We start from the raw sequence: 23979 nt of genomic DNA on the forward strand, positions 1-23979 counted from the left end.
TCGTGACGATGAGGCCGACCGCGTACACCCCGGACTGCTCCGCGCTCAGCACGTGCCGGGCCAGCAGGACGTCCAGGTTGAGCAGCAGCACCAGGCCGATCGTCGCGTACGCGGCGTGCGACACCCGCCGCACCAGCGCCCGCGACGGCACCCCCGGCACCGGCCGCCCGCACAGCAGCCACCCGAACACCGTGCTGGCCACCATCCCGGCGGCCACCCCGACCAGCACTGCGGCGGGCGTGCGCCCCACCACCAGCCCCGCGATGCCGCCCCCGGCCCGGCCCACCGTCTCCACCCCGAGCAGCAGCGCCAGCGTCCCGAACCGCTGCCGGCCCTGCAAGACTCCCGCCAGCGCCCCGGCCACGGGGAACGGCAGCAGCGCCAACGGCAGCACCAGCGCCGCCGACCACCCCGACAGGTGCAGCACCGCGGTCAGCGCGGGCGCCGCCAGCGCCACGACCCCCGCCACGGCGACGCCGACCGCCAGCCCCAGCCCGACCGACCCGCGCAGCGCCGCCCGCCCGCCACCGGTGCCCGCCACGTGCAGCGCGATGCCGGTCTGCGCGCTCATCGCCGGCACCACCCCGATGACCAGCAACGCCATCAACGCACTCAGCTCGCCGAACGCCGGCACGTCCAGCAACCGCGCGGCCACGATGGTCAGCAGATAACTGGCGGCGTTCGCGCCGAGCAGCACGGCGGAGACGCCGACCGCACGGCGGTGCGCGGAGCCGGCCATCCACGCACCCTATCGGCCGCCCTACCTCCCGGTAACCTTCCGGCGTGACGGAACGCGGGACGCGCGGGTGGGTGCTGCCGCTGGCGGCCGCCCTGCCGGCGCTCGCGATGCTCCTGCCGGTGCTGCGCCCCGGCTTTGTCCTGCGCTACGACATGGTGTTCACCCCCCGCCAGCCCCTGCTGCCCGAGTCCGTCGGCCTCGGCCCCGCCCTGCCCCGCGCCGTCCCCGCCGACGCCGTGGTGGCCGTGCTGACCTCGGTGCTGCCCGGCGAAATCGTCCAGAAGGCCGCCCTGCTGCTGCTCGTCTGGGCGGCGGCCCTCGGCGCCGCCCGCCTGCTGCCGACCCTGCCCACCCAACTGGCGGCCGGCGCCGCGTACGGCTGGAACGCCTACGTCGCCGAACGCCTCCTCATAGGCCACTGGTCCCTGCTGCTCGCGTACGCCGCATTGCCCTGGACCGTCGCCGCGGCCCTGCGCCTACGCGACCGGGCCGACCCGCACACCCTCGCCCGCCTCGCCCTCGCCCTGGCCCCGGCGGCCCTGGTCCCCACCGGCGGCGTCCTGTCCGCCGCGGTGGCCCTCGCGGCGGCGGGCCGCCGCCGCGCCCTGCCGACCGCCCTGCTCGCGGCCACCCTGAACGCCCCGTGGTGGGTGCCCGCGGTCTGGCACGGCTCCGCCGCCACCTCCGACCCCGCCGCGGTCGCCGCCTTCGCCTCCCGCTCGGAGGGGCCCGGCGGCGTCCTCGCGGCGGTCCTGGGCCTGGGCGGCATCTGGAACGCCGCCACCGTCCCACCCGGCCGGCACGGCCTGCTCGTGCCTTTGACGGCCTTGCTGGTCGTGGCCGGCACGCTGTACGGGTTGCGCCCGCTCGCCGCCGTGTGGGGGCGGCGGGTGGTCGTGTCGCTCGGCGTCCTGGCTGTGCTGGGCCTGGTGCTCGCGGTGTTCTCGGCTGTGCCGGGTGGGGCTGGGTTGCTGCGGGGGGTCGTCGACACGGTGCCGGGGGCGGGGCTGCTGCGGGACGCGCAGAAGTGGGTGGCGTGGTGGGCACTGCTGGCGGCGCCGGCCTGCGCGATGGCGACGACGCGCCTGGCGGCGGTGGCGCCGCGCGCCCTCACCGGCCCATTCGCCGCCCGACCCACGGACCCACACCCCTCGCCCCCCGCCACCTCATCCCCCACCTCGCCCGCCGCCCCTGCCTCGGCCGCCGCGGTCTCTCCCGCCTCGCCCGCCGCGGTGTCCTCCGCCTCCACCGCCGCCTCCACCGCCGCCTCCACCGCCGCCTCCACCGCCGCCTCCCCCATCTCGTCCCGGGTCGTTTCGCCACCGAGGGTGGATTCGGGCGCGGGCGGGTCGCCGGGGGCGCGGCTGGTGCGGGCCGCGGTGGCGCTCGTGGCGATCCTGCTGCCGGTGGTCCTGCTGCCCGGGCTCGCGCTGGGCGCGGGCGGCCGGCTGGAACCCGTGCGTTACCCCGCCGAATGGTCCACCGTGCACGACCTCCTGGCCGCCGACGAGCGACCCGGCGACGTCGTCGTGCTGCCGTGGCAACCGTTCCGGCGGTTCGCCTGGAACGACGACCGCGTCCAGCTCGACCCGGCGCCCCGCCTCCTGCCGTACGGCGCGATCGTGGCCGACGCCCTCACCGTCGGCGGCGTCACCGTCCGCGGCGAGGACCCCCGCGCCGCCCGCGCCGAGGCCGCCGTCGCAACCGGGGACTACGGCGCCGCGGGCATCGGCTGGGTCCTCGTCGAGCGGGGTACGCCCGGCGACCTGCCCTCCCTCGCCGGGCTCGACGTCGTCCACAGCGGAGAGTGGCTCACGCTCTACCGGGTGCCCGGCGCCGTCGCGGCGGCCCCGCGCGGCGGCCCGCCGGTCGTCCCGGTGATCGCGGCCGACGTGCTCGCCGTGCTGGTGCTGCTGGCCGCGGTGGCAATCGTGACCCGTGATCTGTTGCACAGGAGGTTACCGGTCGGTAGATTGAGCGCCGTATATGGCAGCCGGAGAGGCGGATGACGATGCGAATCGTGGCGGGAATTGTGATCTCGGCCGTGGTTGGCGTGGCGCTGGCCGTGACGGCGTCGTACGCGCTCGCCACGTCGAACGCGCCCGACCGGGAAGTCGAGGACGCCATCACCACCGGCAACCTCCGCGCCGGCGTCGTGGTGGAGTACGGCACCCGCTGAGCCGCACGACCCTCCTGCCGCCGGCATCACCGGCGGCGGTCGAGGCACGGCATGACCCGGCGGCCGGAGGATCCACCCAGAGCCGGGATGCGGGCCGGAGCACCGGAATGAGGCGGGGTTGGCCCTGCGGCCGGGCATCGGGTCAGCGAGGCGACGCCGCTACCGGGCGCGATATCGGATCACGGCGGCAGCATCCCGAACCCCACCCTGGCCACCGCCGGGGCGGGGCCACGGTCGCCGGTAGGCCCGCCACCGCCAACAGGACCGCGACCACCGCCGAGACCGCGACCACCTCCCGGACCACGACCACCGGGAAGACGGTGACCACCGGCAAGACCGCGGCCGCGACCGCCGGCAAGACCGCGACCGGTGACGTGACCGCCGCCACCGCCGGCAGAACCGTCGCCGCAAGCAGGGCCACTGGCACCCGCCGGCAGAACCACGACCACCACGCGGTGCGAGACCGCCTCAACCGCCCCCGCGCTTGCGGCCTCCATGGTCATTCGTGCCGGAAGGCTGGACCGGCCGCCGCGGGCAGAGACACCCCGCCGCAGCGCCAAGAGCAGCCTCAGGCCGGTACCGGCCGGCGCTCCCGGACCGGTGTGGCCAGGACCCCGTCGATGACCCGCGCGAACGCCGCAGCGCTCTCGTCCCAGTCGTGCCGGCGGGCGAAGCGGCGGCCCTCGCCGCCCATGCGCACCCGGAGCATGCCGCAGCGCAGCAGGAGTTCGACGTCGGCGACGAAGTCGTCCGGGTCGTCGGCGAGGAGGCCGGTGTGGTTGTGCTGAATGGACTCGCGGACGCCGCCCGCGGAGCGGTACGCCACGGACGGGACGCCGTGGGCGGCGGCCTCCATGACGACGATGCCCCAGCCTTCCTTGACGGACGGGATGACGTGGACCCAGGAGCGGGCGAGCAGTTCGTGTTTGGTCTGTTCGTCGACCCAGCCGTGGAAGTGGACGACGTCGGCGACGCCGAGGGTGGTCGCGTACGCCTCCAGGGTGTCGCGCCAGTGGCCGCGGCCGACGATGTCGAGGCGCAGGGCGGGCCAGCGGGCGCGGAGGCGGGCGACGGCGTCGATGGCGTGTTCGAGGCGCTTGTGGGGGACGAGGCGGCTGACGGCGACCAGGGTGGGGACGGTGCTGCGCGGGGTGACGGTGGCGGGCACCGGGTCGAGGCCGTTGGGGACGACGGCGACGCGGGTGGCGTCGACGCCGAGGGCGACGAGTTCGGCGCGGGTGGTCTCGGAGACCGTGACGTACTGGGAGCGGCGGTAGACGTACGGGGCGACGCGGGATTCGATCCACCAGCCGAAGCGGCCGACGGTGGCGCCGTACGTGGTGATCCACTGTTCGCGGTGCAGGTGGTGGACGAGCATGACGACGGGGCGGCGGGTGACGAGCCGGCAGAAGAACGGCAGCCCGTTCTGGACCTCGATGACGAGGTCGGGCCGGTGCAGCACGGTGATCAGCATGGCCCACAGGTAGACCGTGTACATGCCGCCGCGGCGCAGGAAGGTGACGCCGTCGGCGACGGTGTCGCCGGGGGCGTTCTCGTGGCGGGGGCAGAGGATCGTGACGTCGTATCCTCGCTCGGCCAGGCCGCGCGCGATCTGCTCGACGTACCGTTCGGAGCCGCCGCCGGACGGGTGCGACGTGTCGCGCCAGTTCGCGACGAGCACCCGGGGCGCGGTCACAGGGCCACCCGAACGACGAGACGAGCCACCCGCACGACGAAACAGGCCACCCGCACGACGAAGCGGGCCACCCGCACGACGAAGGAGGGGCGATGACGCACGAGGCGACGTTGCGGCGTTCCGTGGGGCTGTTCCGCGCGTTCCTGGTGGAGCAGACCGACCCGGACCGGTTCTACCGCACCCTGGCGGACGACTCGGTGGCGCAGCTGCGGCGCTACACCCCGCTGGTGGGCCGCACGGTGCTGGACGTGGGTGGCGGGCCGGGCTACTTCACGGAGGCGTTCGCTGCGGCCGGCGCCACGTACGTGCGGCTGGAGCCGGAGGCGGGTGACATGCCGGGCGGGGCGGCCGGGGCGGGGGTGCTGCGCGCCAGCGGGATGGAGCTGCCGATCCGCACCGGGGCGGTGGACGTGTGCTACTCGTCCAATGTGCTGGAGCACGTGCCGGACCCGCCGCGGATGCTGGACGAGATGGTGCGGGTGACCCGGCCGGGCGGCACGGTGTTCGCCTCGTTCACGCCGTGGTGGTCGCCGCACGGCGGCCACGAGACCGCGCCGTGGCACTACCTGGGCGGGGAGTACGCCCGGCGACGGTACGTCCGGCGTACCGGGCGCCAGCCCAAGAACCGCGTGGGTCACAGCCTGTTCCCCTTCTCGGTGGCGGCGGCCCTGGCGTGGGCGCGCGGCACCGAGGGCGCGACGGTCGTCGACGTCCTGGCGCGCTATCACCCGCGGTGGGCACAGTGGATCGTCCGGGTCCCGGTCGCCCGGGAGGTGCTGACGTGGAACGTCGCTCTGGTGTTGCGCCGCCGGTGAGCCGGCGGCCCGCGGTGGGCGGGCCGCCGGGCCGGCGACCGGTTCAGCCGACCGGCACGCGTTCGGTGACGGGTTCGGGGGCCCGTCCGCGGCGGTGCCGGGTCTTGATGTAGCGGTCGGGGCCGAACAGCAGGAACAGGGCCCCGGCGATGAGCAGCGCGCCGAGGATCCAGGCGGTCCACGGCCCGGTGGAGGTGAGCAGCCGCAGCTTGCCGGCCGCCTCGGAGGCGGAGTCGACCTGCCGGGCGACGGTCTGGTCGGTGAAGGTCAGGGTGCCGGCGAGCAGGACCTGGCCGTCCTGGCCGTCGGGGCCGCGCAGCACCTGCCGGACCTGCTCCTGGCCCTTGACGATGGTGCCGCTGAGCGGCTCGACCCACAGGGTGCGCACGTTGGAGTACCAGCGGGTGGCGCTGACGGTGGGCACGCCGGGCTGGTTGACGAGCGCGCCGGGCACCTCGCGGGTGTCGAGCTGCACGGGCTCGATGGTCTGCACGAACCGGTACGTGTCGAGCCCGTTGATGGTCTCGGTGCCGTTGTACGAGATCGGGGTGGCCTTGCGCAGGGTGATGTCGAAGAACGTGTAGTTCTTCTGCTCGGTGCGGAACGGGAACTTGTAGTTGAGCCCCGACATGTCGACCTCGGTGGTGGCGGGCTGGCCGCTGCCGTCGTCGACCTTCTGCTGGGAGCAGGGCTTGACGCCCTCGGCGGTGCGCCGGTCGACGCAGACCCACTGCTCGACGGCGTTCACGAGGTTCTTGTTCTCGTCCTCGACGACGAGGCCGACGCGCCACAGGGCGACGTCGCCGAGCACCTCGGTGTCGGGCCCGAGCTTGCCGTCCTTGACGACCTCCTGGGCGTCGAGCTTGCCGCCGACGACGCGCCGCGCGGTGACGGTGGCGTCGGTGCGCACGGGCTCGATCGTCGTGTCCTTGGCCGACGCCGGGTAGAACACGGTCATGCCGGTGCCCTGGGCGACGGTCTCGACGTCGGGGTCGAGCGGCGCCACGGCCAGCTGGTCGTACACGACGGTGCGCAGCAGCACCCCGAAGGTGAGCGCGAACACCCCCAGAGTGAGCAGGACGATGCCCACGACACGCCTCAACGGATCCTCCTTGACGTGAGCCAACTCACAAGTCAGCGAGGACGTTACCGCAGAGTAGCTTTTCGTGGAAGAACCTCGATTTAACGGGATGGCCACGCCGCGGTCCATCGACGACGGTCGTGCACGCCCATCGATGACGGTCGGCAACCGCATGGCAACCCAAGGCTCACGCCTGGACACCAAAGCGTCCCGCGCACATGCCGAACTTGGGTCACGTCAGCCCGGCGACACCGCCGGGAAGCGTGATCCGAGAGGGCCCAGAATCTTGCTGTCGAAGACGACCCGCCGCCTCGCACTGCTCGCCCTGGTCCCGGCCATGCTGCTCGGCTCGCTCATGATCGCGACGCCCGCCTCCGCCGCCACCGCGACGACCACCCTCGAGTCGCAGATCGTCGGCTACACCAACTGGCAGCGCAAGGCCCACGGCTGCGGCCCCGTCCGCCTCGACAACCGCCTCGCCCTCGCCGCCCGCGGCCACAGCTACCACATGGCCCGGACCGGCCGATTCAGCCACACCGGCTTCGGCGGCTCCTCCTTCGGCTACCGCATCACCTACAAGGGCTACACCGCCCCGCTGTCCGAGAACATCGCCTGGGGCTACCGCGACGCCGCCACCACCGTCCGCGCCTGGATGGCCTCCCCCGGCCACCGCCGCAACATCCTCAACTGCAAGGCCAAGGCCGTCGGCGTCGGCGTCGTCTACAACACCCGCGGCCAGGCCTACTACACCCAGGACTTCGGCTGGCGGTGACCGTCAGAGCGCACAGTTGACCAGGACCGGCTCGGGGTGCAGGACGACCCCGAACCGGTCCTGCACGCCGTTGCGGACCGTGCGCGCCAGCTCCAGCAGGGCGGCGGTCGTGCCGCCGCCGCGGTTGGTCAGCGCCAGGGTGTGCCGGCTCGAGATGGCCACGCCGCCCGCACCCCCGAACCCCTTCGTGAAGCCGGACCGCTCGATCAGCCAGGCGGCGGAGACCTTCATGGTGCCGCCGGCGCCGGGCCACGCCGGCGGCTCGCCCGCGTCCCCGGCCCGCTCGACGAGCCGCCGGTACGCCTCGGCGGACAGCACCGGGTTGGTGAAGAACGACCCGACCGACCACGTGTCCGGGTCGTCGTCGGCCAGCACCATCGCCTTGCCGGCGCGCAGCCGCAGCACCGCCGCGCGCGCGTCGGCCAGCGGCACCCGGGCGCCCACCTCGACGCCGAGGGCGCGGGCGAGCTCGGCGTACCGCACGGGGGCGGACTCGCCGGACGCGACGAGCCGGAACCGGACCCGCAGCACCAGCCACCGGTCGCTGTGCTTGAAGACGCTCGTGCGGTACGCGAACCGGCACTCCTCCGGCGTCAGCCAGCGGGTGTCCTCGTCGAGCCGGTCGTAGACCTCGACGGCCACGATCGTCTCGGCGACCTCCTGGCCGTACGCGCCGACGTTCTGGATCGGGGTGGCGCCGGCGGAGCCGGGGACGCCGGACAGGCACTCGACCCCCGACCAGCCCTCGGCGACCGTGCGGGCGACGAAGTCGTCCCAGGGCTCGCCGGCCGCGACCTCGACCTCGACGGCGCCGGTGCCCTCCGGGCGGGCGACGACCTCGATCCCGCGGGTGCGCAGCAGCAGGACGGTGCCGGGGAAGCCCTCGTCGGCCACGACGACGTTGCTGCCGCCCGCGAGCACGAGCAGCGGGCCGTCCGTCTTGCGGACGGTTGCGACCGCTTCGTCCGGATCAGTCGCGGTGACCACCCGGCCGGCGGGCCCGCCGAGGCGTAGCGTCGTGTACGCCCCCAGGGCCACGGGGGCAGCGGACGACGGTTCAGCGTAGGCGTCGGACACGGTTTCACCCTAGGCTGACGGGTCAGGGGTGGACCGGCCGGGCGGGGAGATCGCGATGAGGTTGCACGCCACGAAGGACTTCTGGCTGGCGGCGATGCGCGCCGACGGTCCGGCGCTGCGCGCCGCCGTGGGCGAGCCCGACCCCGCCACCCCGGTGCCGTCCTGTCCGGACTGGACCGTGGCCGACCTGACCCGGCACGTGGGCGGCATCCTCGCCTGGGTCGGCGGCTTCGCCGGCTCCGGCACCGCACACCCGGGCGAGCGCCCGTCCGCCCCCGAGCTGGCCTGGCCCGAGACGCTGGCCTGGTTCGACGAGACCTTCGCCCGGACGCTGGCCCGGCTCGACGCCCTCGACCCGGAGCAGCCGGCGTGGAACTGGGCGCCGCAGGCCAAGCGGGCCGCGTTCTGGCACCGCCGGCTGGCGCACGAGCTGTCGGTGCACCGCTGGGACGCGCAGATGGCGGTGGGCCGGGCCGAGCCGGTCGAGGCGAAGCTGGCCGCCGACGGCGTGAGCGAGGTGCTGGACACCTGGCTGCCGTCGGGCCGGCGGCGCGGCCCGACGGACCGGCACGGCGTGCTGCACCTGCAGGCCACCGACGCGCACCAGGAGTGGTTCGTGCGGCTGCGCGGCCCCGGGGTGGCGCTGCTCGACACGGCGACGATCCTGGACACCGACGACCACCACGCGCGGGTGGGCGCGGCCGGCACGGCGAGCGACCTGCTGCTGACCCTGTGGGGGCGCACCCGCCCCGAGGACGTGCTGACCGTCACGGGCGACGCCGGGCTGCTCGATTCGCTGCGCACCGGCTGAACGCTCTCCGTCACCCGCCTCTGACCTGCGGTGATGCGGCGAGAACACGTGTAACCAGGACAGACGCGGGCCAAACAGCGCCGCATGTAACACGCGTGCAACTTTGTGAGAGCGCTCTCTTGACATCCCGGTGACGTGGAAGCACTCTTCCGGGGAGCGCTCTCTCGGTGAGGCGCATCACCCTTCGAAACGCTTCCCACCCGACATCCCTTACGCCTGAGAGGGGCACCCACATGGGCGTCACTTCGCGTCGCGGCCGCCTGGCCGCCGCAGCCCTCGCCGCCGTGAGTGTCTTCGGTGTTGCCGCCTGTGGCGGCGGCAACGATGACGCTGCCGGCACCACCCCCGCGGGGGGCAAGATCAAGCTGATCGTCGACACCTTCGGTGAGTTCGGCTACGACCAGCTCGCCAAGGACTACATGGCGAAGAACCCCAACATCGAGGTCGAGATCCGGGGCAAGGGCAAGACCCTCGACAAGTACTCGCCGGCGCTGACCCAGCAGCTCGCGACCGGCAAGGGCGCCGGCGACATCGTGGCCATCGAAGAGGGCCTGATGATCGAGTACAAGGCCAACCCGAAGAACTTCGTGGACCTGAACCAGTACGGCGCCTCGGAGCTGAAGGACAACTTCCTGCCCTGGAAGTGGGACGCCGGCCTGAGCCCCGACAAGTCGCAGGTCATCGGCCTCGGCACGGACGTCGGCGGCATGGCGATGTGCTACCGCAAGGACCTGTTCGAGAAGGCCGGTCTGCCGACCGAGCGCGACGAGGTCTCGGCCCTCTGGCCGACGTGGGACGACTACGTGGCCACCGGCCAGAAGTTCGCCGCCAAGAACACCGGCGCCGCCTTCCTCGACGGTGCCGCGCAGACCTTCAACGTGATCCTGCTGCAGGAGGCCGGCAAGTCGACCGGCTACACGTACTACGACAACAGCAACAACCTGGTCGTCGACTCGAACCCGGCCGTGAAGGCCGCGTTCGACCAGACCAACAAGATCATCAGCGCCAAGCTGTCCGGCAAGTACGGCCAGTGGGGCCCGGAGTGGACCGCCGCCTTCAAGCAGGCCAAGTTCGCGACGATCGCCTGCCCGGCGTGGATGACCGGCGTCATCGAGGGCAACGCGGGCCCGTCCGCCAAGGGCAAGTGGGACATCGCCCGCATCCCGGGCGAGGGTGGCAACTGGGGCGGCTCGCACCTCGCGGTGCCGGCGCAGAGCAAGCACCCGAAGGAGGCGTACGAGCTGGCCAAGTTCCTGACCTCCAAGGAGGGCCTGATCGGCGCGTTCAAGGAGAAGGGCCCGCTGCCGGCCAGCACCCAGGCGCTGGACGACCCGGCCGTCAAGGACGCCAAGAACGCGTACTTCAGCGACGCCCCGATCGGCACGATCTTCGGTGAGGGCGCCAAGTCCCTGAAGCCCGTCTACATGGGCCCGAAGAACCAGGCCGTCCGCACCGAGGTCGAGAACGCGGTCACGCAGATCGACCAGGGCAAGGCCGACGCCGCCAAGGGCTGGGAGACCGCGATCTCCAACGCCAAGAAGGCCGCCGCCAAGTAAGGCACCTGATCGGGGCCCGCGTCGTCTCCGGGCGCGCGGGCCCCGTCCCTTTCCGGGTCACTCCTCCTGGTGCCCCCGGACGGCCCATCACCGAAGGAAAGCTCCGATGACCCTGCAGACGGACGTCGGCCGGCCCGCCGGGACCGACCCCCGCCGCTCGCCGAGGCAACCCACCAGGCGCCACAAGCCGCCGCGGGTGTGGTCCAACCGCTTCGACATGAAGGCATCCCCCTACTTCTACGTCGCGCCGTTCTTCGTGCTGTTCGGCATCTTCGGCGCGTTCCCCCTCGTCTACACCGCGTGGGTCTCGCTGCACGACTGGGACCTGATCGCGGAGGAACACCCCTTCGTCGGCCTGGACAACTACAGCCGGCTGCTGCAGGACACCGACTTCTGGAACTCCGTCGTCAACACGATGGGCATCTTCGTCCTGGCGACCATCCCCCAGCTGCTGCTCGCGCTCTGGCTCGCGAACACGCTGAACCGCCAGATGCGGGCGCGGACGTTCTTCCGGATGAGCGCGCTGGTCCCGAACATCACCTCGACCGCCGCGGTCGCCATCATCTTCGGCCAGATCTTCAGCACCGACTTCGGCCTGGCGAACTGGCTGCTCGGCTTCACCGGGCTCGACAACATCAACTGGCACGCCGAGCGGATCCCCGGCTGGATCGCGGTCTCGACGATGGTCAACTGGCGCTGGATCGGCTACAACGCGCTGATCTTCCTGGCCGCCATGCAGGCCATCCCGCGCGACCTGTACGAGTCCGCCGCGATCGACGGCGCGAACCGCAACCGCCAGTTCTGGTCGATCACCATCCCGATGCTGAAGCCGACCCTGATCTTCTGCCTGATCGTCTCCACCATCGGCAACCTGCAGCTGTTCACCGAGCCGCTGCTGTTCAGCGCCGGCGCCGACAGCATCCGCGGCGGCTCCGAGCGGCAGGTGCAGACGGTCGCCATGTACATGTACGAGAACGCGTTCGCCCCGTACTACAACTTCGGGTACGGCTCGGCGGTGGCCTGGCTGCTGTTCCTGCTGATCGTCATCATCGCGGTCGCGAACGCGCTCATCACCCGCCGGATCAGCGGCGAGGGGAAGAGGTAACCCATGGCCACCGGCACCTTCACCAACGCGCCCCCGCCGAACGCGGCCCTCAAGCCCGTCCGCGCCAAGGCCCGCAAGCCGCGCGAGAGCGCCGCCGCCCTGTGGCAGGCGTCGCCGATGACGTACGTGGCGCTGGTCGTCGCGGCGCTGCTGTCGCTGTTCCCGATCTACTACATGTTCGTGGTCGGCACCCGCAGCAACGACTCGCTGGGCCAGATCCCGCCGCCCGTGACCCCGGGCGGGAACTTCTTCGACAACGTCGAGCGCCTGTTCGCCAACCCGGACGCGATGTTCCTGGTCGGCCTCGGCAACTCGTTCATCGTGTCGACGGCCGTCACCGTCTCGGTGGTGTTCTTCTCGTCGCTGGCCGGCTTCGCGTTCGCCAAGCTGCGCTTCCGCGGCAGCAACGCCATGCTGTTGATCATCATCGGCACCATGATGGTCCCGACCCAGCTCGGCATCATCCCGCTCTACATGATCATGGCGTCGGAGACCCTCAGCTGGGACGGCCAGCTGCAGGCCGTCATCGTGCCCGCCCTGGTCACCGGCTTCGGCGTCTTCATGATGCGCCAGTACGCCTCCCAGGCCGTCAGCAACGAGCTGATCGAGGCCGCCCGGATCGACGGTTGCAGCACCTTCCGCATCTTCTGGCACGTCGTGCTGCCGGCCCTGCGGCCCGCCGCGGCCGTCCTCGGCCTGCTCACGTTCATGACCACCTGGAACGACTTCATCTGGCCGCTCGCCGTCCTCGGCAACGGGGACAACCCGACGGTGCAGTTGTCACTGAGCAACCTGTCCAACGGGTACTACAGCGACATGTCCCAGGTGTTCACGGGTACCGCCATCGCGTGCCTGCCCCTGCTGATCGTGTTCATCGTGTTCGGCAAGCAGATCATCGGCGGCATCATGCAGGGAGCGGTCAAGGGATGACGGCCATCGCAACGCAGCCCGCGTCCGCGAGCCAGGACGAGCCCGGGGAGCTGCGCTTCCCCGCCGGCTTCGTGTGGGGCGCGGCCACCGCGGCGTACCAGATCGAGGGCGCCGCGAACGAGGACGGGCGGGGCCCGTCCATCTGGGACACCTTCAGCCGCACCCCCGGCAAGGTGTACCGCGGGCACACCGGCGACATCGCCTGCGACCACTACCACCGCTACCGCGACGACGTCGCCATCATGGCCGACCTCGGCCTGGCCTCGTACCGCTTCTCGGTGGCCTGGCCGCGCATCCAGCCCGACGGCACCGGCCCGGTCAACCACCGCGGCCTCGACTTCTACGACCGCCTCGTCGACGAGCTGATCTCGCACGGCATCGACCCGGTCGTCACCCTGTACCACTGGGACCTGCCGCAGACGTTCGAGGACCGCGGCGGCTGGACCAACCGCGAGACCGCCGAGGCCTTCGCCGACTACGCCCTCGCGGTGTACGGCCGGCTGGGCGACCGGGTGAAGACCTGGACCACGCTCAACGAGCCGTGGTGCTCGGCGTACCTCGGCTACTCCAGCGGCCGGCACGCCCCCGGCGTGCAGGACCCGGCGGCGGCGTTCGCGGCCGTGCACCACCTCAACCTGGCCCACGGCCTGGGTGTGGCGGCGCTGCGGTCGGCGGGCGCGCAGACCATCGGCATCACGCTGAACCCGGCGTCGGTGCTGCCGCTCGACGAGGCCAGCGAGGCCGACCAGGCGGCGGTGCGGCTCGTCGACGGCCTGCACAACCGGATCTTCCTCGACCCGATCGTGAAGGGCGAGTACCCGGCCGACGTGCTGGAGCACCTGGAGCGGTTCGGCGGCACGCCGTGGCTGCGCGACGGCGACACCGCCCTGATCAACCAGCCGATCGACGTGCTGGGCGTCAACTTCTACAGCCCCACGTACGTCGGGGTCCGCGAGGGCGCGCCGGGCAACGTCGAGGAGTACCCGGGCACCGAGGGCATCGAGTTCCGCGAGCCCGTGGGCCCGGTGACCGACATGGGCTGGCAGATCGAGCCGTCGGCGCTGACCAAGCTGCTCACCCGGATCGGCCGCGACTACCCCGGGCTGCCGCTGCTCATCACCGAGAACGGGGCCGCATATCCGGACGGACCGGGCCCCGACGAGCGGGTCACCGACACGCTCCGGGTGAACTATCTGGATGGACACCTCCGCGCCTGTCACGATGCCATCAGCAACGGAGTCGACCTGCGTGGTTACTTCGTCTGGTCTCTGTTGGACAATTTCGAGTGGGCCGAGGGGTACAAGAAGCGCTTCGGCATCGTGCACGTCGACTACATGTCGCAACGGCGTACGCCCAAGGACAGCGCCCGGTGGTACCGGGAGGTGATCCGTCGGAACGGCCTGGCGGTCGCCGGCGGTACGGAGGAGTGACATGGTGACGCGGGAGCGGCCGACCCTCGAGGCTGTGGCACGTCGCGCCGGCGTCTCGCGGGCGACCGTCTCCCGTGTCGTCAACGGGTCGACGACGGTGGCCGAGGCGATCCGGGAGGCGGTCAACCAGGCGGTCGACGAGCTGGGCTACGTGCCGAACCAGGCCGCCCGCAGCCTAGTGACGCAGCGGACGGACTCGATCGCGCTGATCCTGCCCGAGGCGGCGAGCCGGGTCTTCTCGGACGACCAGTTCTTCGCCTCGATCGTGTGGGGCGTCAGCGCCGAGCTCGAGTCGGCCGACAAGCAGCTCGTGCTCATGATGGCGGGCTCGTCGGCCAGCCACGACCGGGTCGAGCGGTACGCCATGGCGGGCCACGTCGACGGCGTCATGTTCGCCTCGATCCACGGCGCCGACCCGCTGCCCGGCGCGCTGGCCCGGCTGGGCATCCCGGTGGTGTGCGGCGGACGGCCCCTCGCCCCGGCCGACGAGGCGTCGATCCCGTACGTCGACGTCGACCACAGCCAGGGCATCGCCGCGGCGATGAGCCGGCTGCTGGAGCAGGGGCGGCGGCGCATCGCCACCATCGCCGGCCCGCAGGACATGGTCGCCGGGCAGGAGCGCCTCCAGGCGTTCCGGGCCGCGGTGCCCGAGGAGCACCGCAGCCCGGTCGTCTCGATCGGCGCGTTCACCCGCGAGTCGGGCGCCGACGCGATGCGTCAGCTGCTGGAACGCGACCCGCGGGTGGACGCCGTGTTCTGCGCGTCCGACCTGATGGCGCACGGCGCGATCGCGGTGCTCAAGCAGCACGGGCGCCGGGTGCCGGACGACGTCTCGATCGTCGGGTTCGACGACATCGAGATCTCGAAGTACAGCGACCCGGCCCTGACGACGGTGCGTCAGCCCAGCGCCGACATCGGCAAGGCCATGGCCCGCCAGATGCTGCACCTGATCAAGGGCGAGGTCGTGTCCTCGTCCCTCGTGCTGCCGACCGAGCTGATCGTCCGGGCCTCGGCCTGACGGATCAGAGCTGGACGTCGAGGCGCCGCCACGCCTCGGCGTCCAGCTTCAGTTCCGCGGCGTCCATCGCCTCGTCGATCCACTCCAGCCGGCTCGCCCCGACGATCGGCCACGCCGCCGGGTCGCCGCCGAGCAGCCACGCCAGCACCACCTGGTTGGCGTTGACGCCCAGGTCGCGGGCCACCTCGGACAGCGCGGCCCGCTTGCGGGCGGTGCCGGGGTGGTCGAAGGCGTCGGCCAGCCGGTCGTCGCGCACGTAGGCGCCGTTCATCAGCGGCGTGTACGCCCACAGGTCCAGGCCGGGTTCCGTGCGCACGTAGTCGAGCGTCTCGGGCCAGGCGAACCGGTGCGCCGTCTCGGGGATCGCCGCCCCGACGCGCGGCTGCAGGTAAGAGTGCCGCAGCTGCAGCGCCGTGTACGGCTCGACGCCCAGCCGCCGGGCGGTGTCCCGGGCCTGCGCCACCCGCCAGGCCGGGTGGTTGGACACGCCGAGCCGGCCGACGACGCCGGCCGCGTGCAGCTCGCCGAGCGCGCCGACGGTCTCCTCCAGCGGCACCGACCGGTCCTCGACGTGCGTCCAGTACAGGTCGATGTGCTCGACGCCCAGCCGCCGCAGGCTCTGCTCGGCGGCCGACCGGACGGCCGCCGCCGACAGCCCCTCCGGCTGCCCGTTCACCTGGCCGTGGCCCGCCTTGGTGGCGATCCGCACCCGGTCGCGCAGGCCCGGCCGGGCCTTCAGCCAGCGGCCCAGCACCTCTTCGCTCTGCCCGTCCTGGCCCGCCGGGTCCAGCCAGTAGGAGTAGCAGTTCGCGGTGTCGATCCATGTGCCGCCGCGCTCGACGAACCGGTCGAGGACGGCGAACGATTCCTGCTCCGTCAGTCGGGTGCCGAACAGCATCGCACCCAGAACGATCTCACTCATGTGCACAGCCAACAGCCTGGAGTGCGCTCCAGGTCAAGGTCTACGATCGGCCGATGTCGCGCTTCTCCCCCGCCCAGGTCGTCGAACGCACCGGCTTCAGCCTCGACACGCTGCGCTACTACGAGCGCATCGGCCTGCTCGACGGCATCGCCCGCACCCCCGGCGGCCAGCGCGTCTTCAGCGACGACGACATCGCCTGGCTCGGCATCCTGCGCTGCCTGCGCGACACCGGCATGCCCATCGCCCAGATGCAGCGCTACGCCGACCTGTGCCGCGACGACACCACGATGGCCGAACGCCTGGCGCTGCTGGAGGAGCACGACCGCGAGGTGCAGCGCCGCATCGACGAGCTCCAGGCGCAGCGGGTGCACCTGGCCGGGAAGATGGACTACTACCGCTCGCTCGACACGCGCTCGGCGACGGCGTAGGTGTCCGCGCCGAACAGCACGAGCCGCACGTCCGGGACCGTCGCCGCGCGCAGCACCGTGAGGGCCTGGCGCACCGCGTCGTCCACCGGCCAGCGGTAGACGCCCGCCGAGATCAGCGGGAACGCGACCGACGTGGCGCCCAGCTCCGCCGCGACGGCCAGCGACGTGGTGTAGCAGGAGCGCAGCAGCGCCGAGCGGTCCTCGGTGGCCGACCAGACCGGCCCGACCGTGTGGATCACCCAGCGGGCGTCCAGCAGGCCGGCCGTGGTGGCGACGGCCTCGCCGGTGGGCAGGCCGCGGCCGTAGTGCCCGGCCCGCAGGCGGCGGCACTCGGCCAGGATCTCCGGCCCGCCGCGGCGGTGGATCGCGCCGTCCACACCGCCCCCGCCGAGCAGCGACGAGTTCGCCGCGTTGACGATCGCGTCCACGCTCTGCGCGGTGATGTCGCCCTGGACGAGGCGCACGCTCATACCGCGACCACCTCCTCCTCGCTCGTCGGCAGACCCAGCACGCGCCGGGACAGCAGGGTCGCCCCCGCGACCGCGGCCGGCGTCAGCAGCACCGCCCCGAGCGGCACCAGGAAGCACAGGAAGACGGCCACCCCGAAGCCCAGCGCCACCGGCCGCTGCGTCCGCAGCGCGCGGCGCCGGTCGGCCAGCCGCTTGCCGCGGCGCTGGAACGGCACGCCCGACAGCTCGACCGCCAGGAACCAGCCCGCGACGCACGCCGCCAGCACCGGCACGACGGTCTGGCCGACCAGCGGCACGAAGCCCGCCGCGAACAGCGGCAGGCCGACCAGCGCCGACAGCGCCACCAGGCGCAGCGCGTCCAGGACGCTGCGGCCCAGGGAGCGGTGCCACGACACCTCGACCTCGTCGGGCACGCCGCCGAAGCGGGCCTCGACCCGCTCGGAGATCTTCTCGTAGAACGGGTCGCCGATGATCAGCGTGAGCGCCGTGAACGTGACGACGCCCAGGACGCCGCCCAGGCCCAGCAGCGCCGCGCCCGCCACGAACCGGGTCGCCGAGCGCAGCCAGCCGGTCCAGTCGTCGGCGAACCACGTCACCGCGGACGCCAGGTCGGGCAGGAAGTAGACCAGGGTGACGATGCCGGCCGCGTACAGCACGCCCGAGATGAGCGCCGGCACGATGCCCAGCGCGATCAGCGACGGGTTGCGCAGGTAGAGGGCGAGGCCGCGGCCGAGCAGCCCGACGCCGGCGAAGAATTGACGGACCGTGTCTCCCACGACCGGGGAGCCTACCGAGCGCGCCGCTTCTCCGTGGAGGGCGTCGGGGTGGGCGAAGGGGTGCCGGTCGGTGTCGGCGAGGGCGTCGCGGTGCCGCCCGTCGGGGTCGGCACGGGCGGTGGCTCGAACGTCCCGGTCGGCTGGGGCGGGCGCGGCGACGGCGTCCGCGTGCCCGCCGGCGCCCCGCCGGGGCGCGACGACGGGCTGCTCACGGGCACGGCCACGCCGGTCCGCGCGGGCGCGCCGCGGGTGCCGGGCGAGGGCGGGGGTACGACGGCCGAGGGCGCGGACGCGACCGGGGCCACCCCGAGGCCCCCGGCGCCGGCCGGGGTCACGGGCGGGGCCAGCTGTGCCGGCACGCCCAGCGCCCAGCCGGTGGTGAGCGCGATGGGCAGGCCGAACGCGATGATTCCCAGGAAGACGGATTTGGGCGACAGCCTCACACGGGGTTCAATGCCTCAGGCCGCCAAAAGTTACGCCAACCGGACGCGCACCCGCCGGTTCGCCCGGCCCTTGCTCTCCACCTTAACCACCTGGACCCGGCCGATCTGGGCGGTCGACGCCACGTGCGTCCCGCCGTCGGCCTGCACGTCCAGGCCGACGATGTCGACGATGCGGATCTCCTGCTCGTCCGGCGGGATCAGGTTCGACTGGGTGCGGATGATGTCCGGCAGCGCGAGCGCGTCCGCGCGCGGCAGCACCCGCACGTCGACCGCGCGGTCGGCGGTCACCTCGTCGTTGACGAGCGCCTCCAGCCGCGCCTTGAAGTCGGCCGGCACCTCGGGCAGGTTGAAGTCCATCCGCGCCTCGCCGGGCTCCATGTTGCCGCCGGTGACCAGCGCGCCGAAGTCGCGGAACACCACCCCGCACAGCACGTGCAGCCCGGAGTGGGTGCGCATGAGCAGGGTGCGGCGCTCGTCCTCGACGGCGCCCGTGACGGCCGTGCCGACCGGCGGCAGCGGGTCGCCCTCCACCGGGATCAGGTACAGCTCGTCGCCCTTGCGGGTGCCGGCGATGCGGGTCTGCACGCCCTGCCACAGCAGCACCCCGTGGTCCGGCGGCTGGCCCCCGCCGCCCGGGTAGAACGCCGAGCGGTCCAGCACGATGCCGGTCTCCGGGTCGGCGGCGAGGACGGTGCACTCCCACTCGCGCAGGGTGGGGTCGGCGAGGTCGAGGCGGCTGGTGCGGCCGTGCGTGGTGACGCCCATGGGCAGCGACGTTACTCAGGCTGCGAGGAAAGTCGAGATGCGCGCCCGCAGGTCCGCCCGGTCGTGCCAGAGCGGGTACGGCGTCGGGTAGAGGTGCAGCTCGGCGTTCGGCAGCACCGCCGCCAGCCGCTCGGCGACCGCTGCCGGGTGGATCGGGTCGCCGTGGCAGCCCAGCACCAGCACGGGCGCGGTGACGGCGGCCAGCGCGGCCGGCTGCACGGCCGGTTCGGCGGGCATGGTGGCGAGCTGCGGGGCGAGGCGCAGGGTCCGGGCGCGGCGCCGCACGTACGCCTCGGCGGCCGGGGTGTGCCGCAGCTCGGCCGGCACCGCCCGGCCCAGCGCGGCGGCCAGGCCCTCGGCGTCGCCCGCGGCGAGCAGGGCGAGCAGCCGCTCGACGACCGTGGTCGCCGCGCGCGGGCGGGGCCCCTCCAGGTGCGCGGGCAGGAACAGCACCAGCCGGTCGAAGCGGTCCGGGCGGGCCGCGGCCAACCGGCACAGCGCCGCCGCGCCCAGGCTCACGCCGACCGCCCGGGTGGCGCCGGACGCGTCGGCGGCGGCGAGCAGGTCGTCGGCGATGTCGCCGATGGTCCACGGGCCGGGCGGCGCGTCGGAGCCGCCGTGGCCGCGCAGGTGCACGAACACCCGGCGGCCGGGCACGCCGCTGCCCAGCGGGCGGGTGCTGTCGATGTCGCCGGCCGCGCCGTGCGCGAACAGTGTGACCGGCTCACCGGAGCCGGTCACGAGTCGTTCGAGATGGACGCCGGACCCGGTGGTGACGACGTCGGTCCGCGGGGCGGGCCCGACGGTCACCAGAAGCCCTTGCCGTCCCCCAGCTCCTTCAACCCGACGCGGACGTCGAGCAGGTAGATGGCGGCGGCCGCGATGCCGATCATGCTGAAGATGTTGATCAGGTCGCGGGGCCGGTTGAACAGCAGGGTGAGCAGCAGCGCCACGCCGATGATGCCCAGCCAGGCGCCTTTCGGCAGGGAGCCGATCGCGGGAAAGCCCTCCGACCGCTGCGTCAGGCAGTGCACGAATGCCACGCCCTGCAGGGTGAGGGCGAAGACGAAGACGACGACGTTGAGTACGAGACGAACGTCGTCGACGAAGATCGGCGCGGTCGTGGTCATGGCGGCCAGTCTATGCCGCGGGCCCCGGTGACGTCCGGGACCCGCGACACGAGATCGACACCGTCACTCGGCGGCCGGGGTGGCCTTCTTGGCGCGGGCGGTCTTGGCGGCCTTGGTGGCGGGGGCGGTCTTCGCGCCCGGCGCCTTCGCGGCCTGCTGCGCCGGGGTGGCGGCGACCGCCTTGGCGGGCTCGCCGGCGTCCACACCGTCGGGCTCGGTGGCCTCGATGTCGGCGTTGACGACCTCGGCGGCCTCGATGACCCCGGAGCCGACGACCCGCTCGCCGTGCGCCACGAGCGCGGTGTACAGCTCGGCGGCCTTCACGACGGCGGTCTGCGCGAGCGTGGTGGTGGTGCGCAGGGCCTGCTCGCGCAGGGCCTCCAGGTCGGCGGCGCGCAGCTGGGTGGCGGTCGCGGTGGCGCGGTCGCGCAGCAGGGTGGCGGTGCCGTCGGCCTTGCTGCCGGCCGTCCGCGAGAACGCCACGGCCTTCTCGCGCAGCTCGAAGCCGCCGGCCAGGGCCTTGCCGCTGAGCTCGCCGACCACGGTCGGCAGCTTGCGCAGCTCCTGGTACGCGAGGTCGCCGGCGCCGGCGGCCGCGTACAGGGGGGCGGGGATCTTGGTGTTCTTCGTCTGCTCGGTCATGACGTCTCCTCGTCGGCGGCCTTGTCGGCCTTGCTGCTGGCGGTGTTCGGGGTGGCGGTGTGCGGGGTGGGCGTCGCGCCGTTCTCCAGGGCGGCGACGGCCTCCATGACGGCCTTGGTCTGGCGGTCGTTCTCGTTGTCCGCCTCGGGCTCGTCGGGTGTGGTGTCCGGTGCGTCCTGCACGGTGTCCTCCGCGGCGGTCTCGGCGTGGCGGGCGTTCTCGCCCCGGAACGTCTCGTAGATCTGGGTCAGCGACTGCTTCTGCGCCATGGTCAGCTCGGGGTCGACGGCGATGGCCGCCAGCACCCCCTGCTGCCCCTCGGCGTCGAGCAGGCCGGCCCGCAGGTACATCGCCGGGGTCGAGACGCGCAGCGCGCTCGCGATCTGCTGGAGCACCTCGGCGCTCGGCTTGCGCAGACCCCGCTCGATCTGGCTCAGGTACGGGTTGCTGACCCCCGCCTGCTCCGCGAGCTGGCGCAGCGAGATGCGGGCGTTGTGCCGCAGGTCGCGGATGAAACCGCCGATGTCGCGGGGCAGATCCTTGGGGGCTTCCATGCCTCCGACGGTAGTGCCGGGTGCTAGCTCCTGCAAGCACTTCGCTAACTGTTGTTAGCGTGTTCCGCGCCACGTAGGGTGTCCGCATGCTCCTGGCGGCGGACGACGTGGGCTCCGGCCCGGCCGTCGTCCTGCTCCACGCCGGCATCGCCGACCGCCGCATGTGGCGCGCCCAGGTCCCGGCCCTGGCCGCCGCCGGCCACCGCGTCATCGCCCTCGACCTGCCCGGCTGCGGCGACACCCCGGCACCCGGCCACGGCTACGTCCGGCACGACCCGGTCGCCGACGCCCTGGCCGCCCGCGACATCGGCGCCGCCACCCTGGTCGGCTGCTCCTTCGGCGGCCTCGTCGCCGTCGACCTCGCGCTGGCCCACCCGCACCTGGTGCGCTCGCTGATCCTGTTCGGCCCCGCCATCGGCGGCGCCCCCGCCGACGTGCCCGACGCGGGCGCCGGCCTGCCCGAAGACGACCTCGAGGCCCTGGCGGCCGCCGAAGCGGAGATGTGGCTGGTGGGCGAGGGCCGGCCGGTGTCCGCGGTCGACCCGGAGCTGCTGCGGCTCGTCACGGAGATGAACCTGCGCGACCTGCGCGGCGAGGCCGAGCTCGACAAGCTGGACATCACGGCGCTCGACCCGCCGGCCGCCACCCGCCTGGCCGACCTGACCGCCCCGGTCACCGTCACCACCGGCGCCCACGACTGGCCCGCCTTCCGCCACAACTGCGACCTGATCGCCGCCGCCGCCCCGGCCGCGACCCGGCTCCCCGACATCCCGGGCACGGCCCACCTGCCGCCGCTGGAGGTCCCCGCGGCGGCAACGGAGATCATCCTGGCGGCCCTGGCCCGCTGACCTCGCAGGCTGCGGACCGCTACCAGGCCGGGACGACCTCGCCGACCGGGTGGCCGCCGCCCAGCACCACCGTCGTGCCGTCCACCTCGATGCCGAGGCGGCGCAGGGCCGCGGCGGCGATCACCCGGCGGGGCCGCATGGCGCCGTCCTCGATCTTGAACGCGACCGCGCCCGTGCCCGGCACCGCGAAGGCCCAGACCCCCTCGGCGCCGCCCTTCGACAACAGGCCGGGGACCGCCGCCATGAGCCAGGCGTCGTCGGTGCCCGTGCCGGAGGTGAGGGTGGGGTGGGCGCGCATGGCGTCGGCGACGCGGCGGGACGGGCCGTCGGGGGCGTCGACGAGGTGCTGGAAGGCGCGGGCCAGCGACGTCAGCGAGGTGGCGAGGACGGGGGCGCCGCAGCCGTCCACGCCGATCGCCGGTGGGGGCGCGCCGGTCAGGTCGGCGAACGTGGCCGTGATGGCCCGCTGGAGCGGGTGGCCGGGATGGCGGTAGTCGTCGGCGGGCCAGCCGTGCAGGGCGCAGGTGGCGAGCATCGCGGCGTGCTTGCCGGAGCAGTTCATGTGGATCGGGGTCGCCGTGCCGCCCGCGCGGAGCAGGTCGGCGCGGGCGGTGTCGTGCAGGGGCAGGTCGGGCGGGCAGCGCAGGGCGGACTCTCCGACGCCCGCGCGGGCCAGGATCGACCGGACGCGGTCGAGGTGCATGGGTTCGCCCCAGTGGCTGGCGCAGGCGATCGCCAGGTCGTCCGGGGGCAGGTCGAGGCCGGCGCGGAGCATGCCGACGGCCTGCAGCGGCTTGTTCGAGGAGCGGGGGAAGACGGGGGCGTCGGCGTCGCCGGCGGCGGCCACGACGCGGCCGGTGGCGTCCAGCACCACGACCGCGCCGCGGTGGGCGCTCTCGACGAAGCCCGAGCGCACCACGTGCGCCAGGACGGGGGTCACCGCTGCGGGACGCCGAGCAGGGCGCGGGTCTCGCCGGTGGTCAGCGGCGGCCGCTGGGCGAGCTGGGCGAAGCCGACCGCGCGCGCCACGAGCTGCATGTTGGACTCGACGGGGCGGCCCTTCGCGTACGTGAGGGTGTCCTCCATGCCGACGCGCAGGTGCCCGCCGGTGGCCAGGGACGCCAGCATCACGGGGATCGTGGAGCGGCCGATGCCGGTGGCGGAGAACGTGGTGCCCTCGGGCAGGTCGCGGATGGCGTCGACGCACGCGACGAGCGCCTGGGCGGTGCCGGGCATGCCGCCGGGGACGCCCATCACCAGGTCGACGTGGACGTGGCCGCCGGCGGGCAGGCCGTGCTTGCCGAGCAGGCGCTGCAGGGTGGTGAGCTGGCCGAGGTCGAAGATCTCGTACTCGGGGACGATGTTCCGTTCCTGCATGCGGGTGTGCAGGTCGACGACGAACGCCCAGCGGTTGAGGAACACGTCGTCGCCGAAGTTGACGGTGCCCATCGTGCAGGACGCCATGTCGGGGCCGGCGTCGAGCACGGCGAGCCGGGCGTCCTCCGGGTCGGTGACGGCGCCGCCGGACGACAGCTGCACGATCAGCGAGGTGCCGGAGCGGACGGCGGCGACGGCCTCGCGCAGGCGGCCCGGGTCGAGGGTGGGGCGGGCGTCGTCGTCACGGATGTGCAGGTGGATGATCGAGGCGCCGAGGGCCTCGCACTCCTTGGCGGTCACGGTCAGCTCGTCCAGGGTCACCGGAAGGGCGGGCACGTCACTCTTGCGGGATTCCGCGCCGGTGGGCGCGACGGTGATCACGGTGCCGGTCATGCCCCGATCCTCGCACGGGGCG

Annotated in this window: 25 protein-coding genes; 12 read left to right on the forward strand and 13 right to left on the reverse strand. The window is 73.3% G+C overall.

What is annotated here, in order from left to right:
* Positions 1-783: 783 nt before the first annotated feature.
* Both Sya03_RS07125 and Sya03_RS07130 read left to right on the forward strand, forming a co-directional pair.
* Positions 784-2748: an MmpA family trehalose lipid delivery protein gene (locus Sya03_RS07125; protein WP_203937388.1), complete on the forward strand. Its 1965-nt coding sequence runs from the start codon at positions 784-786 to the stop codon at positions 2746-2748.
* Positions 2745-2918, forward strand: a complete 174-nt coding sequence (locus Sya03_RS07130) for a DUF2613 family protein (protein WP_203937389.1) — start codon at positions 2745-2747, stop codon at positions 2916-2918. The genes Sya03_RS07125 and Sya03_RS07130 overlap by 4 nt, the downstream gene beginning before the upstream one ends.
* A 568-nt stretch (positions 2919-3486) precedes the next feature.
* Here Sya03_RS07130 and Sya03_RS07135 read toward each other — a convergent pair.
* The gene (locus Sya03_RS07135) at positions 3487-4614 is read right to left on the reverse strand and encodes a glycosyltransferase family 4 protein (protein WP_203937390.1); all 1128 of its coding nucleotides are present in this window, start codon (positions 4612-4614) and stop codon (positions 3487-3489) included.
* A gap of 92 nt (positions 4615-4706) precedes the next feature.
* Here Sya03_RS07135 and Sya03_RS07140 point away from each other — a divergent pair, with 92 nt between their 5' ends.
* Positions 4707-5429, forward strand: a complete 723-nt coding sequence (locus Sya03_RS07140; RefSeq protein ID WP_203937391.1) for a class I SAM-dependent methyltransferase — start codon at positions 4707-4709, stop codon at positions 5427-5429.
* A 43-nt stretch (positions 5430-5472) separates the two neighbouring features.
* Here Sya03_RS07140 and pgfA read toward each other — a convergent pair whose 3' ends face one another.
* Positions 5473-6531, reverse strand: coding sequence for a cell envelope lipid trafficking protein PgfA (pgfA, locus tag Sya03_RS07145; RefSeq protein WP_203937392.1), 1059 nt, complete (start codon positions 6529-6531; stop codon positions 5473-5475).
* 265 nt (positions 6532-6796) lie between these two features.
* Here pgfA and Sya03_RS07150 point away from each other — a divergent pair, with 265 nt between their 5' ends.
* A complete protein-coding gene (locus Sya03_RS07150) occupies positions 6797-7282 on the forward strand; it encodes a CAP domain-containing protein (RefSeq protein WP_239107182.1) in 486 nt (161 codons plus the stop codon).
* Positions 7283-7285: 3 nt separating this feature from the next.
* On the opposite strand, the gene Sya03_RS07155 is transcribed toward Sya03_RS07150, so the two are convergent.
* Complete coding sequence (locus tag Sya03_RS07155; protein ID WP_203937393.1) at positions 7286-8359, reverse strand: UDP-N-acetylmuramate dehydrogenase; 1074 nt, start codon at positions 8357-8359, stop codon at positions 7286-7288.
* Positions 8360-8414: 55 nt separating this feature from the next.
* Between Sya03_RS07155 and Sya03_RS07160 the strand changes: the two genes are divergently transcribed.
* The 6 genes from Sya03_RS07160 (at position 8415) to Sya03_RS07185 (ending at position 15209) form a co-directional block, all read left to right on the forward strand.
* Positions 8415-9170, forward strand: a complete 756-nt coding sequence (locus tag Sya03_RS07160; RefSeq protein WP_203937394.1) for a maleylpyruvate isomerase family mycothiol-dependent enzyme — start codon at positions 8415-8417, stop codon at positions 9168-9170.
* Between the two features lie 233 nt (positions 9171-9403).
* Positions 9404-10726 (forward strand): ABC transporter substrate-binding protein, encoded by a 1323-nt coding sequence (locus tag Sya03_RS07165; protein ID WP_203937395.1) that lies wholly within the window; start codon positions 9404-9406, stop codon positions 10724-10726.
* A gap of 106 nt (positions 10727-10832) precedes the next feature.
* Positions 10833-11831 carry a carbohydrate ABC transporter permease gene (locus tag Sya03_RS07170; RefSeq protein WP_203937396.1) on the forward strand — a complete coding sequence of 333 codons (999 nt, stop codon included), beginning with the start codon at positions 10833-10835 and terminating at the stop codon, positions 11829-11831.
* Positions 11832-11948: 117 nt separating this feature from the next.
* Positions 11949-12761, forward strand: coding sequence for a carbohydrate ABC transporter permease (locus Sya03_RS07175; RefSeq protein WP_239107216.1), 813 nt, complete (start codon positions 11949-11951; stop codon positions 12759-12761).
* On the forward strand, positions 12758-14191 hold the full coding sequence (locus tag Sya03_RS07180) for a GH1 family beta-glucosidase (protein WP_203937398.1): 1434 nt from the start codon (positions 12758-12760) through the stop codon (positions 14189-14191). The genes Sya03_RS07175 and Sya03_RS07180 overlap by 4 nt, the downstream gene beginning before the upstream one ends.
* 1 nt (position 14192) lies before the next feature.
* Positions 14193-15209, forward strand: a complete 1017-nt coding sequence (locus tag Sya03_RS07185) for a LacI family DNA-binding transcriptional regulator (protein ID WP_203937399.1) — start codon at positions 14193-14195, stop codon at positions 15207-15209.
* A gap of 4 nt (positions 15210-15213) precedes the next feature.
* Here Sya03_RS07185 and Sya03_RS07190 read toward each other — a convergent pair whose 3' ends face one another.
* Positions 15214-16131 (reverse strand): aldo/keto reductase, encoded by a 918-nt coding sequence (locus Sya03_RS07190; protein WP_203937400.1) that lies wholly within the window; start codon positions 16129-16131, stop codon positions 15214-15216.
* Positions 16132-16184: 53 nt separating this feature from the next.
* Between Sya03_RS07190 and Sya03_RS07195 the strand changes: the two genes are divergently transcribed.
* Positions 16185-16559: a MerR family transcriptional regulator gene (locus tag Sya03_RS07195; RefSeq protein WP_203937401.1), complete on the forward strand. Its 375-nt coding sequence runs from the start codon at positions 16185-16187 to the stop codon at positions 16557-16559.
* On the opposite strand, the gene Sya03_RS07200 is transcribed toward Sya03_RS07195, so the two are convergent.
* From Sya03_RS07200 to Sya03_RS07230, 7 genes are all read right to left on the reverse strand, one after another.
* Positions 16523-17029: an O-acetyl-ADP-ribose deacetylase gene (locus tag Sya03_RS07200; protein ID WP_203937402.1), complete on the reverse strand. Its 507-nt coding sequence runs from the start codon at positions 17027-17029 to the stop codon at positions 16523-16525. The genes Sya03_RS07195 and Sya03_RS07200 overlap by 37 nt on opposite strands.
* The gene (locus Sya03_RS07205) at positions 17026-17805 is read right to left on the reverse strand and encodes an EI24 domain-containing protein (RefSeq protein WP_203937403.1); all 780 of its coding nucleotides are present in this window, start codon (positions 17803-17805) and stop codon (positions 17026-17028) included. The genes Sya03_RS07200 and Sya03_RS07205 overlap by 4 nt, the downstream gene beginning before the upstream one ends.
* 473 nt (positions 17806-18278) lie before the next feature.
* Entirely contained in the window at positions 18279-19013 is a 735-nt protein-coding gene (locus Sya03_RS07210) for an alanyl-tRNA editing protein (RefSeq protein ID WP_203937404.1), read from the reverse strand.
* Between the two features lie 15 nt (positions 19014-19028).
* Positions 19029-19823: an alpha/beta fold hydrolase gene (locus tag Sya03_RS07215; protein WP_239107183.1), complete on the reverse strand. Its 795-nt coding sequence runs from the start codon at positions 19821-19823 to the stop codon at positions 19029-19031.
* A complete protein-coding gene (locus Sya03_RS07220) occupies positions 19820-20143 on the reverse strand; it encodes a DUF2516 family protein (protein WP_203937405.1) in 324 nt (107 codons plus the stop codon). The genes Sya03_RS07215 and Sya03_RS07220 overlap by 4 nt, the downstream gene beginning before the upstream one ends.
* Before the next feature lie 63 nt (positions 20144-20206).
* Positions 20207-20785: a hypothetical protein gene (locus Sya03_RS07225; RefSeq protein WP_203937406.1), complete on the reverse strand. Its 579-nt coding sequence runs from the start codon at positions 20783-20785 to the stop codon at positions 20207-20209.
* Positions 20782-21339 (reverse strand): helix-turn-helix domain-containing protein, encoded by a 558-nt coding sequence (locus Sya03_RS07230; protein WP_203937407.1) that lies wholly within the window; start codon positions 21337-21339, stop codon positions 20782-20784. Before Sya03_RS07230 ends, Sya03_RS07225 begins: the two co-directional genes overlap by 4 nt.
* An 86-nt stretch (positions 21340-21425) precedes the next feature.
* On the opposite strand from Sya03_RS07230, the gene Sya03_RS07235 reads away from it, so the two are divergent.
* Positions 21426-22187 carry an alpha/beta fold hydrolase gene (locus Sya03_RS07235; RefSeq protein WP_203937408.1) on the forward strand — a complete coding sequence of 254 codons (762 nt, stop codon included), beginning with the start codon at positions 21426-21428 and terminating at the stop codon, positions 22185-22187.
* Between the two features lie 19 nt (positions 22188-22206).
* Here Sya03_RS07235 and Sya03_RS07240 read toward each other — a convergent pair whose 3' ends face one another.
* Together Sya03_RS07240 and Sya03_RS07245 are read right to left on the reverse strand one after the other, a co-directional pair.
* Positions 22207-23127 carry an asparaginase gene (locus Sya03_RS07240; RefSeq protein WP_203937409.1) on the reverse strand — a complete coding sequence of 307 codons (921 nt, stop codon included), beginning with the start codon at positions 23125-23127 and terminating at the stop codon, positions 22207-22209.
* Entirely contained in the window at positions 23124-23957 is an 834-nt protein-coding gene (locus tag Sya03_RS07245) for a beta-keto acid cleavage family enzyme (protein ID WP_203937410.1), read from the reverse strand. Before Sya03_RS07245 ends, Sya03_RS07240 begins: the two co-directional genes overlap by 4 nt.
* Between the last annotated feature and the right edge of the window lie 22 nt (positions 23958-23979).

The organism is Spirilliplanes yamanashiensis, from assembly GCF_016863475.1.
Lineage (GTDB): Bacteria > Actinomycetota > Actinomycetes > Mycobacteriales > Micromonosporaceae > Spirilliplanes > Spirilliplanes yamanashiensis.